Genomic DNA, 12,816 nt, shown 5'->3' with positions numbered 1-12,816 from the left:
TGCAATTAGGATTTAATCCATAATTTTGGAGTAAATCCTAATTAATGAAATCAGACTTTTCTATAAAAGGTAGAGGCGCCCAAAAGAATACCTTTAATAAGTTTTCAGCATACAACTACGAAACTAGGGACGATTTTCTTGAATTTTGCCGTCTTGAAGGTGAAATTGCCGATAACAATAAAACCCAATACATACCAGTTTACCCAAAATCAATAGTAAATAAGGTAACTAGCCCAGATGTGGGTATGAGTTATTCTATGAACATGTACCAAGGTTGTGAGCATGGTTGTATTTACTGTTATGCTAGAAATGCACATGAATTTTGGGGCTATAGTGCAGGTTTGGATTTTGAACGTAAGATTTTGGTAAAGCATAATGCACCAAAATTGTTAGAAGAGAAATTAAAAAGTAAAAGTTGGAAGGCATGTACCATTGTGCTTTCAGGAAATACAGATTGCTACCAACCTGCTGAACAAGAGTTTCAATTAACCCGTAAATGCTTAGAGATTTTCTTGAAATACAAGCATCCAGTGGGAATCATTACTAAAAATGCGTTGATTTTGCGCGATTTGGATATTCTAAGGAAATTAAACGAGCATGGTTTAATTGGTGTAAACATATCTGTTACCTCTTTATCTGAAGAAACCAGAAGGATATTAGAACCAAGGACTACCACCATTAAAAAGAGGTTAGAGGCTATTAAAGTTTTATCTGACAATGGCATTCCGGTAAATGCTATGTTGGCTCCGATCATACCTGGCATCAATAGTCATGAAATTTTAAATTTAGCTAAGACAGTTGCGCACCATGGGGCATTGTCAATGGCTTTTACCGTGGTTAGATTAAATGGAGCCATTGGTCATATTTTTACCGATTGGATTCGTAAAACACTTCCAAATAAAGCAGACAAGGTTTTGCACCAAATTGAGGAGTGTCATGGAGGAAGTTTAAATGATAGCAGATTTGGTATCCGAAGTAAAGGAGAAGGTAAAATTGCTACTCAAATTCATGATATGGTCAGTTTGGCAAAACGAACCTATTTTAAAAACAGCACTTTCCCAAAATTAAATACTGATTTGTACGCATCATATAAAGATGGTCAATTGAAATTATTTTAAAATTTTTCTGCAATTGTTGAAAATCCCAAGGAAAATATAATTAGATAAAAATGGTAATGTTTTTTGCATCCATTGGGCTTAAATGTTTCTATTTTATTTGAAATAGATATTTCCCAAATAAATGGTATAACCGCATGAAAATGAGTAAAATATTGTTATTAAGTCAAAAATTTATGGTTTTAAATTAGTGTGCTAAGTAAAAAAATCGTGGTAAAGTTTAGGGTAAAAAAAATCTTTAAAAACTTTTGTTAAAATAAGATCTAAAAGATGATTCTAAGCGTAGATAGGGAGAATGAAATAAATATTAGAACCATTTATGAAAACCAAGAACACTACCATAAAAAATATGAAAACCGTAAACAACAAAACCGAAAAGAAAACTAAGAAGTCTTTCTTTTCCAAAATTGCCAACCAAATAGAAAATGCCAATGCATGGGGTGTTTTTGTAATGGGCAGCACATTTGTATTAATGTTTGGATCTGCTTATTTGGCTTATATATTACAGAGCGATTTTTCAGACTTACATTTAGAGCGCAGAAGTAGCTTAATAGGATTTATTTTTATGATCGTTGCTGCGGCCTTCTTTGTATTCAAGTTAAGTTTTTTCATCTATACGTTTGTCCGTTTTTTAAAGTACAAGGCTATACCTTCAGTTTCAGATGATGAACTGCCTACGGTAACCGTTATTGTACCGGCTTATAATGAAGGAAAACAAGTTTGGGCCACCTTAAAAAGTTTGGCAGATAGTGACTACCCAGAGCATAAAGTGCAATTATTGGCAATTGATGATGGTAGTAAAGATGACACTTGGAACTGGATGCAAGAGGCAAAAAAAGAATTAGGTGACAGGGTTTCTATTTGTCAACAGCCTAAGAATATGGGTAAACGTCATGCACTTTACAGAGGCTTTAATGAAGGTACAGGTGAAATTTTCGTTACTGTGGACAGTGACTCTATAGTTGATCCAGATACTTTAAGAAATTTAGTTAGTCCGTTCATTGTTGATGAAAACTGTGGTGCGGTTGCAGGTAATATTCGTGTTTTAAATAACAAGAAAGAAATTTTACCTAAAATGCTAGATGTAAGTTTTGCACTTAGTTTTGAGTTTGTACGTTCTTCTGAAAGTACTTTAAATTCAGTTTTATGTACTCCAGGAGCTTTGGCAGCTTATAGAGCTACTGCGGTATTTGGTTGCTTAGATGAGTGGATCAACCAAACCTTTATGGGGCAGCCTTCTGATATTGGTGAAGATAGAGCTATGACCAATATGATTTTAAAGCAAGGTTTTCACGTATTGTTTCAAAGAAATGCTTTTGCTTATACCAATGTTCCTGAAAAATACAAGGGTCTGTATAAGATGTTCATTAGATGGGGTAGAAGTAATGTTCGTGAGAATATTCAAATGTCTAAATATGTATTTACGAACTTTAGAAAAGGACCAAAAGCAGGTACTAGATTATTATTCTTCAGCCAGTTTTCAAGAATTGTATTGTGTTACCCATTTGTACTGTTCATGTTAGTTTTTGTTTTCACGCATCCGTTGTTGTTCTTAAGCTCAACGTTCTTAAGTATTTTGGTACTGTCAACATTCCCGGTAATATTTTACGCAAAAAGATATACGTTCTCAGAGTCTTTCTGGGCATATTCTTACAGTGTTCTATATACTTTTGGTCTGTTCTGGATTACCCCTTATGCTATTGCAACGGCAAGTAGAAGAGGTTGGTTAACAAGAGAGTTACCGCAGAAATAAATAATACAGAAAATATAAAGGGTCTCAATTGAAATTGAGACCCTTTTTTTATGACTTAAAATATAGATATGATTCGGTAATGGCTAGCTTAAATTTTTAAGAGGACTCCACTCTTGGTAAAATTGTTCTAGAAAGTCTATCATATATTGGTGTCTTTGCTGGGCCAATCGCTTTCCGGTTGCGGTGTTCATTTTGTCTTTAAGTAACAATAGTTTTTCGTAGAAGTGATTTAGAGTAGGCGCTTTTGACTTTTTATACTCCTCTTTACTCATTTCCAAGTTAGGAGGTATACTGGGGTCATAAAGGGCTCTATTTTTAAACCCACCATAATTAAAGGCCCTTGCAATGCCTATGGCGCCAATAGCATCTAAGCGATCGGCATCTTGTACTACCTGAAGTTCTTTTGACGTAAATAGTTTTTTCTTCATTTTACCATCATTTAGACCAGCCTTAAAAGAACTATATTTAATGATATTGGTGACGTGGTTAATGGTTCTTTTAGGAACTTTTAGACTTAACAAAAAGTTCTCTGCCATCTTTGGCCCTAAAGATTCATCACCATCATTAAATTTGGCGTCTGCAATATCATGAAGTAAGGCACCAAGGCTTACCACCAATAAATTTACGTCTTCCTCTTTAGCAATAAGCATGGTATTATTGAAAACACGTTCAATATGGAACCAATCATGACCTCCCTCGGCATTTTTTAGTGTTTCTTTGACGAAAATGATAGTTTCTTCTACGATTTCTGAGTTGGTCATTTAAAGGAGTTTATACCGCTTACTACGGATGCTTCAATTTGTGTTATTAGTTCATCAAGATTACCCTTGTTCTCTATGGGTTGTTGTACCTCTAAACGTACCTTGGAACCTAATCCCATAGGAAATTGACCGAATCTTACCAGCTTCCATGAATTATTGATGCTTATGGGAACGATCAAAGCTGAAGGCGCTTTTTTAAGAAGCATTTTAAGTCCCATAGGTTTAAACGGTTTTGGGTGCCCATCCCTACTTCTGGTACCTTCAGGAAAAATTACCGCACTTCTATTATGTTTTTCAATGTACGATCCAAGTTTGCCTATCTCCATAATAGCGGATTTCCCATCCTTTCTATCTATAAGAACAGAACCACCATGAACAAGATTGAAGGAAACGCTTGGTATACCTTTACCCAATTCTTTTTTACTGACAAACTTTGGGTGGTGTTTGCGCATGTACCAAATCAACGGGGGTATGTCATACATACTTTGGTGATTGGTTACAATTATTAAAGGCCTGTTTGTAGGAAGATCGTATTTGTTGGTGAATTTATACGTAGTGCCTAAAATATTAGTGCTTCGCATTAAAAAGAAATTCAGCTTGCTAACAACAGGCTTTAGTCCATTGTATCCAAAAACTTTAAAACCAAACCATTGAATGGGGTGAAAAATAAGAAGACATAGCCCAAAAGCTATGAAAAAAAAGGGGGTTATTATATATGAAAGCAGTTTCTGCATCTTACAAAAATAAAAAACCGCTCAATTAGAGCGGTTTTTTAATACTATTATTTTACTTAAATAGAGTCTAAGACTGTAGTTTTAGCAAAACTCATCATAAGCTTGTGCTAAATTTTGAGCGATCATTTCAGCTGGTCTACCTTCAATATGGTGACGTTCGATCATGTGAACCAATTCTCCATTTTTAAACAAAGCCATTGATGGCGATGAGGGAGGAAAAGGGATCATTAGATTTCTTGCTGCATCAACCGCTTCTTTATCAACACCGGCAAATACCGTTACGGCATGATCAGGTCTTTTACTGTTCTGCAAGCTCATTTTGGCCGCAGGTCTTGCATTGGCAGCTGCGCAACCACAAACAGAGTTTACAACAACTAAAGTTGTTCCTTCTTTGTTAATGGCATCGGTAACTGCATCTGCAGTATATAATTCTTCAAATCCGGCAGAGGCCAGATCATCTCTCATTGGTTTAACTAATTCCGCAGGGTACATATTCTTAATTTTTTAATTAATTGTTACAAAGATAATCAATTAGTCGTAGGACTGCTTTATACCTTAACGTTTCATTGGCCATACTTTCTATTCGTAATATTTTATCTTTGGCAAAATTGAGCATACGAAAATGATTAAATGGTTAGGGGCCGTAATTGGTTTTTCTTTTAGAGGGTTATCTGGAGCAATTTTAGGCTTCTTTGCCGGCAGTATAATAGATAACTTTTTTGGGTCTAGTAAGGGCAGTGCACGTAGCGTTTTTGAAGATTATACCAGACCAAATGTTACGGCCGCAGATTTTGAATTGAACTTGTTGTCTTTATGTTCTATAGTTATAAAGGCAGACGGACAAGTAAGCCAATCAGAAATGGACTATGTACGTCAGTACTTTGTGGGCACTTATGGGAAGGATAAGGCAAATGCCATTTTTAGGAGATTCAATGAAATCAATAAAAAAGGGCAGATATCCGCACAAAACGTGTGTACATTTTTGGCACAACGTACCCGCTATGAGGTTAGATTGCAATTATTACATTTTTTATTTGGTATAGCACAATCAGATGGCAACATTAGTAATCCTGAAATTCAAAAAATAAGGGAAATTGCAGGTTACCTTAGAGTATCATTGAACGAGTTTGAAAGTATTAAAGCCATGTTCGTGAAATCTGCTAACAATGCTTATAAAATTCTTGATGTGCCTAAAACTGCCACTGATGCCGAGGTAAAAAAGGCGTACAGGCAAATGGCAAAAAAATACCATCCGGATAGGGTCAATACTCAAGATGAAGCTATTAAGAAAGGTGCTGAAGAGAAATTTAAACAAGTACAAGAGGCATACGAAACTATACAAAAGGAACGCGGATTAAATTAGTTTGAACAGATAATATAAAAGTGCAATGCAAGAATTTTGGTTTTATATAAAATTAGGTTTGCAACATGTATTGGATATCAATGCATATGACCATATCCTTTTTTTGACGGCGATGGCGCTACCATTTACGTTTAAAAGCTGGAAAAACGTATTATGGTTGGCAACCGTTTTTACGGTAACCCACTGTTTAGCTTTGGTTTTCTCGGTTTATGAGATTATGGTAGTAGATGCTACTTGGATAGAGTTTTTAATACCTGTAACCATTTTAGCAACAGCGTTGTTCAATATAGTAGATGTAATGTTGCTTAAAGAAAATAGAACAATTTGGTTTCATATGTTGGCAACAGGTTTTTTTGGCCTGGTTCATGGTTTTGGCTTTTCCAACTACTTTAAGATGATGATTATGGGTGAAGAAGATAAGCTTGCACCTTTACTGGGTTTTGCTGGTGGAATAGAATTATCTCAAGTGGTTATTGTTTTGATGGTATTGGTCCTAGCTTTTGTTGTCCAAACATTAATGAATGTAAAACAGCGTGTTTTTATATTGGTAGGCAGTATTGTTGTGATACTGATAACCTTACCGTTGTTATATGAAACATTTCCTTTTTAGATTGTTAAAGTTTAGCCTAACATAATGTTGTTACTGTTCAAAGCAGGTAACTTAGGGTTATGCGCTTTTATAAAGCTCACCGTTCATGAAGAAAGAAAAACAATTAAAATACGATAGGGCCTATTTAAGAATGGCCACGGAATGGGGAAAATTATCGTCATGTAAAAGAAAACAGGTAGGTGCAATTATCGTCAAGGATAGAATGATCATATCTGATGGTTATAACGGTACCCCTACCGGTTTTGAAAATTATTGTGAAGATGAAGATGGGTATACCAAGTGGTATGTTTTGCATGCAGAGGCCAATGCCATTCTTAAGGTTGCCAGTTCAACACAATCTTGCCAAGGGGCTACTTTGTACATTACTTTATCTCCCTGTAGAGAATGTAGTAAACTAATTCATCAATCTGGCATTAAACGTGTAGTGTATCAAGTTGGTTATAAAGATGATTCGGGATTAAAATTTTTAGAGAAAGCTGGGGTTGAAATAGAACATATGCCAGAAATAAATGTGACAAACTAACGTTAACACTAATGATGAACAAAAAATACAGTGCTCTTTTTCCTTTAATTATCGCTTCTGCTCTTGCATTAGGGTTTTTTATTGGTGGAAAACTGAATTTTAATGATTCTCCCGAAAGACTATTCTCTACCAATTCCAAAAAAGATAAATTAAACAGACTTATAGATTACATTGATTACGAGTACGTAGACGATGTAAATACAGATAGTATAGTCGATGTTACCGTGAATAGTATCCTAGAAAAATTAGATCCCCATTCGGTCTATATTTCAGAAAAGGAAATGTCTAGCGTAGCAGATAATATGAAAGGTGATTTTGTTGGTATAGGCATTAATTTTTACTCTTATCATGATACCATTGCAGTAATCAAAACCGTTAAGGATGGTCCTAGCTATGCGAAGGGAATTTTACCTGGCGATCGTATTTTAATGGCTGATGAAGACACGCTTTACGGTCATGATTTTCCTAGCGAAATTATTGTGGACAAGCTAAAAGGTAAAGAAGGTACTTCGGTTGACCTTACTGTCTTTAGAAAGTCTGAAAATAGAACGTTTAACGTTAAAGTAAAACGTGGTATAGTGCCTTTAAAAAGTGTAGATGCCTTCTACATGCTAACAAAGGATATGGGCTATATTAAAGTGAATCGTTTTGCTGAGTCTACCTATAAAGAATTTAAAGATGCTTTAGGGAAATTGCAAAAGCGTGGTGCCCGCAAGTTGGTTCTTGATCTAAGGGATAATCCAGGCGGTTATCTGGGTATGGCAGAAGAAATGGCGGACGAGTTCTTGGAAGATGGTAAACTAATTTTGTTTACTAAGAATAAGAAGGGAAAGATCAGTAAAAGTTTCGCAACTGACGAAGGTAGTTTTGAAGATAAGCCTATTTATGTTTTGATCAACGAAAGATCTGCTTCCGCTAGTGAAATTGTTGCCGGTGCGTTACAAGATAATGATATAGGTACCATTGTTGGTCGTCGTTCTTTTGGTAAAGGTTTGGTACAGCGAGAAATGGCTTTAGGCGATGGTTCTGCAGTTAGACTGACCGTTTCTAGATATTACACCCCAACGGGTAGAAGTATTCAGAAAACATACGCAAATGGCACTAAAGATTATTATCAACGTTTTACCGACAGATATCATAGTGGCGAAATGATTTCGGTTGATAGCATAAAAGTGGCAGATTCATTGAAATTTGTAACCCCTAAGGGAAAAGTGGTCTATGGCGGTGGCGGAATAATTCCGGATGTCTTTGTGCCTATCGGTTCAAATGAGGAAGAGGCAGTGGATAGTATGGATAATTTGGGCTTTATTTCATTTTTTGTATTTGAACATTTAGATGAAGATCGTGACCGGTATGCCCAGTATACCCAAGAGGAGTTCGTGAACGATTTTAATGTTGATGATATCCTTTTTGAAAAGTTTGTGGAGTATTCGGTAGATAGAAACCTAAGAATGAACTTCTATGAGCATGAGAATAGCATTAAGCTGTTCTTAAAGGCTAATATTGCAGAACAACTGTTCAATACAAATATACATGCCAAAATTAAGGCAGATGAGGACTTAATGCTGCAGAAAGTATTAGAGTTAGATGGTGGTGGTATCGAACAGCAAGAGTCTGGCGCAATTAAGACCTACAACTAATCTTGGTTCATCTTATCCTGAATCTTCTTGCTGGTTACAAATACCAAAAGTAGTACTATAGCACATAAAGATGCCATAATACCGATCAATGCAATGGTACTGTTCTTTTCAAAAGGATCTGCAAAATTTACCAATGTAACATTATAGGCAATTAAAGCAATTGCAATAACTATGAATATAATGGATAACGTCTTGCTCATATAATCTTGTTTTTATAAAAGTACAACCTTCTAACGGTCTAGAAAAGTTGATTAATGTTAGCGGCGAATAATTTAACGGCGATGGCCATAAGAATTACCCCAAAAACCTTTCTAATTACATTAACACCATTTTTGCCTAGCATTTTTTCGATCTTGCCCGATGATTTCAATACTATGAACACGAATATAATATTGACGATAATGGCAACGATTATATTTTCTACATAATATTCAGCTCTTAAAGAAAGTAAAGAGGTCAATGTACCGGCACCCGCAATTAATGGGAAGGCAATGGGTACAACAGATGCACTCTCTGGTTCGTCATCCTTGTATAGGGTAATGCCTAAAATCATCTCAATAGCCAAAAAGAAAATAATAAAAGCTCCCGCAACGGCAAATGAATTTACATCAATACCGATCAAGTTCAATATCTCCTCACCAAGGAACAAAAAGGCTACCATGATCACGGCAGCTACAACAGAAGCTTTTTCAGATTGTATGTGCCCAACCTTTTTGCGTAACCCTATGATAATGGGTATACTGCCTAAAATATCTATTACGGCAAAAAGAACCATGCTAGCTGTAGCAATCTCCCTTAAGTTAAAATGAAATTCCATCTTTCAAATTTTTTGCAAATTTACGTTTTATGTATGCATTTGGATCTTTATTCTTAAAATAATCCATCTCAAAGACTTTTTTAAAATATGTATCTTGCGGCCTTTAAACTAAGCCATGTTTCAATTAGGGAAAACCATAGTATCTGAGGAAATAATAGAGAATGATTTCGTTTGTAATCTTAGCGCCTGTAAGGGTGGTTGTTGCGTAGACGGAGAGGCAGGTGCTCCCGTAGAGGATAGTGAAACGGAAATTATGGTAGATATCTATTCAAAAGTAAAACCTTTTCTAAGACCTGAGGGAATTTCGGTTATTGAAAAAGAAGGAGCTTTTGTTAAGGGAGAAGATGGTGAATGGGAAACTCCGTTAGTAAACGGTAGTGAGTGTGCCTACGTAATTTTTGATGAAAAAAAAGTTGCCAAATGTGGTATTGAAGAGGCTTATAACCAAGGTGTGATCAACTGGAAAAAACCGGTTTCATGTCATTTATATCCTATAAGAGTTCGAGAGTACACAGAATTGACTGCGGTTAATTACCATAAATGGCATATTTGCGACCCTGCTTGCGCCTTGGGTGACGAATTAAAAGTGCCTATTTATAAGTTTGTGAAAGAAGCGTTAATCAGAAAATTTGGTGAGGCTTGGTATAAAGAGTTAGAAGAGGTAGCTACGGACCATCTTAAATAGTAGGTATATAAATTACGATCTGTGTGCCGATCGGATTTGTATCATCATCGAATTTGTCAATGATATCAACGTGGAAATAGTTTTCATAGTCACGGGAGAAATTTGCTAAACGCTCTTTGGTAATATCGATGCCAACAGATTTTCTTTTAAGTACTTTACTGTCTTTTATTCGCTCTGCAGCATCTCTACCTACGCCATTATCGGTTATAACTATCTCTATAAAGCCGTTTTTACCTTTTTTTACTTCTAAGTCAATATTTTTGGCTCCTTCCTTTGAAGATAGTCCGTGCCATAATGCATTTTCTAAAAACGGTTGTAGAATTAGCGATGGAATTTTAATGTTATGAATATCAATGTCGTCTTTTATATGGACGTTGAAGTTGATTTCATTAGAAAACCTAATGTTCTCTATGTTCATATAAAGCTCAACAGTTTCTAGTTCCTCTGCCAGTGAAATCTCGCGTTGGGAAGATGCCTCAAGTATCTTTCTTACCAGTTTTGAAAATTTGTTGAGGTAATGAACGGCATTTTTCTTCTCATTGTTTATGATATATAATTTAATTGAGTTCAGTGAATTGAATAAAAAATGTGGATTCATTTGGCTCCGAAGCATACTTTGTTCCAATGTCAATAGCTTTTTATCTGCATTCAATTGACTCTGGCGATAGAGAATGTATAAAATACCTATCAATAGTATAAGTGATATACCTATGATAATCAACATGGTCTTGTTTTTCTTCAACTTTAAACGAACAGATTCATTCTCTTCTGCAAGACGTTCTAGTTGATTGGCCCTCATTTCAGATTCATATCGTAAAATCATATCATTCACATACCTAAGGTTGAGTGAGCTTGTTATGCGTTCTTCATATTTTTTAAAATCTTTATAGTAACGCATTCCCTTTTGGTAATCGTCACGTTTGATCCATAGTTCAGATAGAAATTTATTTGCTTCTGCTATTTCCGCGTTCAGTTTGTTCGTTTTTGCCAATGCTAAACCAGATTCTAAATTGGTTTCTGCGGCATTATAATCCCCTAAACGAATAAAGGCCCAGCCAAGGTTTATGTAAATGGTAGTAATGAGTTTATTGTCAGCTAAGGAAATTGCTTTCAACAAATTTGATTGTAGAATGTCTATAGCTTCCTGAATTTTACCTTGATGGACATATACATGGGCAATGTTGTAGTTACACGTTATTTTGCCCTTATTAGAGTCCATAATCTCATAATAAACAAGGGATTTTCTGAAGTTTTTTAAAGCGGGCTCCAATTTGCCTTGAGCTTCATAACATTCGCCCAGGTTTTTATGGTTAATGGCCAAGCCCAGTTTATCGTCCAATTCTTTTTCAAGAATCATCGATCTCTCGTACTTTTCTATGGCCAGGTCATACTGCTCAAGCATTTGATAGGTTGCTCCTATATTATTTAAAGACGCTATAATGCTCTTTTTGAGTCCGTCGCTGGGTGTAGCTACAGTTTCAGCCAATTCAAGTGCATTTTGACTATAGTCCAATGAGGACTTAATGGCTTCTGTCCTTGAATATACACTGCTGATCATATTTAGGCTGTAGACCCTAAATTCTATATTGTTTGCTTCAACCGATAATTGGAGTGCGTCTTGGTATAAGGCTAAGGCTTCTTGGTATAGTGCTTGATCACGGTACAATGAACCAAGTTGATTGAGCGCATATACTTGTCCTAAAACATACTTTTTGGTAATTGACCTTTCTTGAATATAACGAAGCGATGTGCTGTCATTACTGTATGGTTTTAGAATATCATTAATTTCTTTACGGGTTTCTGGTACTACCGTTAAAAGGCTGTCCATGTTTTCCTTTAAAACAGTAGATATGTCTTGCGAGTAACCGTAAAAAGACAGCACTAAAGCATAGAGAAGTAAGAATGGAATTTTATACCTAATGATGTACACTATTATTTTAGAAAAGCTTTGAAATGGTTTTTACGGATGTTGACTTACAACATGTCTAAAAAATCTGATTTTTTTTGTCTGGAAACAGGTATTTTATGGTTGGACTTTAATACCACGTAACCATCTGTCTTCAAGAATTCCTTTATTTTATTTAAATTAATGATGTATGAATTATGAATTCTGAAAAATGAATCGGAAGGTAGTAATTCATTTACCTCTTTCAATTTTTTGGTTAACACTATTTTTTGACCATCTGTTAAAAAAATGGTGCTGTAGTTACCATCAGATTCTGCGTATAATATTTCATCGCTTTCTAGAAATAACAATTTGCCGTCGGTATTTAAAGTAATACGCTTATGTATGGCTCTTGAATTATAGTTTAAAAGCACCATTTCCAATTTCTCGACAGAAAAATTGTTATTGTTGAATTTTTTGATCTTTGCAATGGTTTCTTCCAAATCATCGGTATCGATCGGTTTTAATAGATAATCTAGAGCCTGACTCTTAATGGCCTTTAAGGCATATTGGTTATAGGCGGTAGTTATGACAACAGGAAAATTTTTGTTGGTCAGTTTTCTAATGAATTGAAAACCGTCCATTGTGGGCATTTCTATATCTAAGAATAGACAGTCTGGCGTGTGTTTTTCTAAGTAGGTAAGTGCTTCATTTGGATTGGTAAATGAGGCAATTACATTGATTTCATCACTAAAATTAGTGAGCTCCCACGTTAAGCTTTGCAGTGCTTTTATTTCATCATCAACAATTACAGCTTGTAGCATAAGGTTAGGGTATCAAGTTAGAAAGTTATGAAAAATTAAGTTTTTGTATGGTTTTTGAATGCTATTTTGTGTCAATGGATCTAATTTTAGTGTAATCGGTATATTT

General features: G+C 35.3%; 14 protein-coding genes. 7 read left to right on the top strand and 7 right to left on the bottom strand.

Annotation, left to right across the window (positions count from 1 at the left end; genetic code table 11):
• The first annotated feature begins 44 nt into the window (after positions 1 to 44).
• Together I600_RS10095 and I600_RS10090 are read left to right on the top strand one after the other, a co-directional pair.
• Positions 45 to 1,118 (top strand): PA0069 family radical SAM protein, encoded by a 1,074-nt coding sequence (locus I600_RS10095; protein WP_058104420.1) that lies wholly within the window; start codon positions 45 to 47, stop codon positions 1,116 to 1,118.
• A 316-nt stretch (positions 1,119 to 1,434) separates the two neighbouring features.
• Positions 1,435 to 2,868, top strand: a complete 1,434-nt coding sequence (locus I600_RS10090) for a glycosyltransferase (protein WP_058104419.1) — start codon at positions 1,435 to 1,437, stop codon at positions 2,866 to 2,868.
• Positions 2,869 to 2,951: 83 nt separating this feature from the next.
• Here I600_RS10090 and I600_RS10085 read toward each other — a convergent pair whose 3' ends face one another.
• From I600_RS10085 to I600_RS10075, 3 genes are all read right to left on the bottom strand, one after another.
• Positions 2,952 to 3,629 carry an HD domain-containing protein gene (locus I600_RS10085; protein WP_058104418.1) on the bottom strand — a complete coding sequence of 226 codons (678 nt, stop codon included), beginning with the start codon at positions 3,627 to 3,629 and terminating at the stop codon, positions 2,952 to 2,954.
• The gene (locus I600_RS10080) at positions 3,626 to 4,210 is read right to left on the bottom strand and encodes a lysophospholipid acyltransferase family protein (RefSeq protein ID WP_317038729.1); all 585 of its coding nucleotides are present in this window, start codon (positions 4,208 to 4,210) and stop codon (positions 3,626 to 3,628) included. The genes I600_RS10085 and I600_RS10080 overlap by 4 nt, the downstream gene beginning before the upstream one ends.
• 234 nt (positions 4,211 to 4,444) lie before the next feature.
• Positions 4,445 to 4,855: a BrxA/BrxB family bacilliredoxin gene (locus I600_RS10075; RefSeq protein WP_058104416.1), complete on the bottom strand. Its 411-nt coding sequence runs from the start codon at positions 4,853 to 4,855 to the stop codon at positions 4,445 to 4,447.
• A 130-nt stretch (positions 4,856 to 4,985) separates the two neighbouring features.
• Between I600_RS10075 and I600_RS10070 the strand changes: the two genes are divergently transcribed.
• From I600_RS10070 to I600_RS10055, 4 genes are all read left to right on the top strand, one after another.
• Positions 4,986 to 5,726, top strand: a complete 741-nt coding sequence (locus I600_RS10070; RefSeq protein ID WP_058104415.1) for a TerB family tellurite resistance protein — start codon at positions 4,986 to 4,988, stop codon at positions 5,724 to 5,726.
• 25 nt (positions 5,727 to 5,751) lie between these two features.
• Complete coding sequence (locus I600_RS10065; RefSeq protein ID WP_058104414.1) at positions 5,752 to 6,336, top strand: HupE/UreJ family protein; 585 nt, start codon at positions 5,752 to 5,754, stop codon at positions 6,334 to 6,336.
• 85 nt (positions 6,337 to 6,421) lie between these two features.
• Positions 6,422 to 6,859, top strand: coding sequence for a deoxycytidylate deaminase (locus I600_RS10060; RefSeq protein ID WP_058104413.1), 438 nt, complete (start codon positions 6,422 to 6,424; stop codon positions 6,857 to 6,859).
• 14 nt (positions 6,860 to 6,873) lie between these two features.
• Positions 6,874 to 8,499 carry a S41 family peptidase gene (locus tag I600_RS10055; protein WP_058105103.1) on the top strand — a complete coding sequence of 542 codons (1,626 nt, stop codon included), beginning with the start codon at positions 6,874 to 6,876 and terminating at the stop codon, positions 8,497 to 8,499.
• Here the strand turns inward: I600_RS10055 and I600_RS10050 are convergent.
• Together I600_RS10050 and I600_RS10045 are read right to left on the bottom strand one after the other, a co-directional pair.
• Positions 8,496 to 8,699, bottom strand: a complete 204-nt coding sequence (locus I600_RS10050; RefSeq protein ID WP_058104412.1) for a hypothetical protein — start codon at positions 8,697 to 8,699, stop codon at positions 8,496 to 8,498. The two genes, I600_RS10055 and I600_RS10050, sit on opposite strands and share 4 nt — an antisense overlap.
• A gap of 38 nt (positions 8,700 to 8,737) precedes the next feature.
• The gene (locus tag I600_RS10045) at positions 8,738 to 9,316 is read right to left on the bottom strand and encodes a MarC family protein (protein ID WP_058104411.1); all 579 of its coding nucleotides are present in this window, start codon (positions 9,314 to 9,316) and stop codon (positions 8,738 to 8,740) included.
• Between the two features lie 115 nt (positions 9,317 to 9,431).
• Between I600_RS10045 and I600_RS10040 the strand changes: the two genes are divergently transcribed.
• Positions 9,432 to 10,001 carry a DUF3109 family protein gene (locus I600_RS10040; RefSeq protein WP_058104410.1) on the top strand — a complete coding sequence of 190 codons (570 nt, stop codon included), beginning with the start codon at positions 9,432 to 9,434 and terminating at the stop codon, positions 9,999 to 10,001.
• Here I600_RS10040 and I600_RS10035 read toward each other — a convergent pair.
• Positions 9,994 to 11,829 (bottom strand): tetratricopeptide repeat-containing sensor histidine kinase, encoded by a 1,836-nt coding sequence (locus I600_RS10035; protein WP_082642952.1) that lies wholly within the window; start codon positions 11,827 to 11,829, stop codon positions 9,994 to 9,996. The genes I600_RS10040 and I600_RS10035 overlap by 8 nt on opposite strands.
• A gap of 146 nt (positions 11,830 to 11,975) precedes the next feature.
• Entirely contained in the window at positions 11,976 to 12,710 is a 735-nt protein-coding gene (locus I600_RS10030) for a LytR/AlgR family response regulator transcription factor (RefSeq protein WP_058104409.1), read from the bottom strand.
• Between the last annotated feature and the right edge of the window lie 106 nt (positions 12,711 to 12,816).

The organism is Maribacter dokdonensis DSW-8 (genome assembly GCF_001447995.1).
Lineage (GTDB): Bacteria > Bacteroidota > Bacteroidia > Flavobacteriales > Flavobacteriaceae > Maribacter > Maribacter dokdonensis.
Note: the sequence above shows the minus strand (reverse complement) of the source record. Positions and strands in the feature narration are given on the sequence as shown.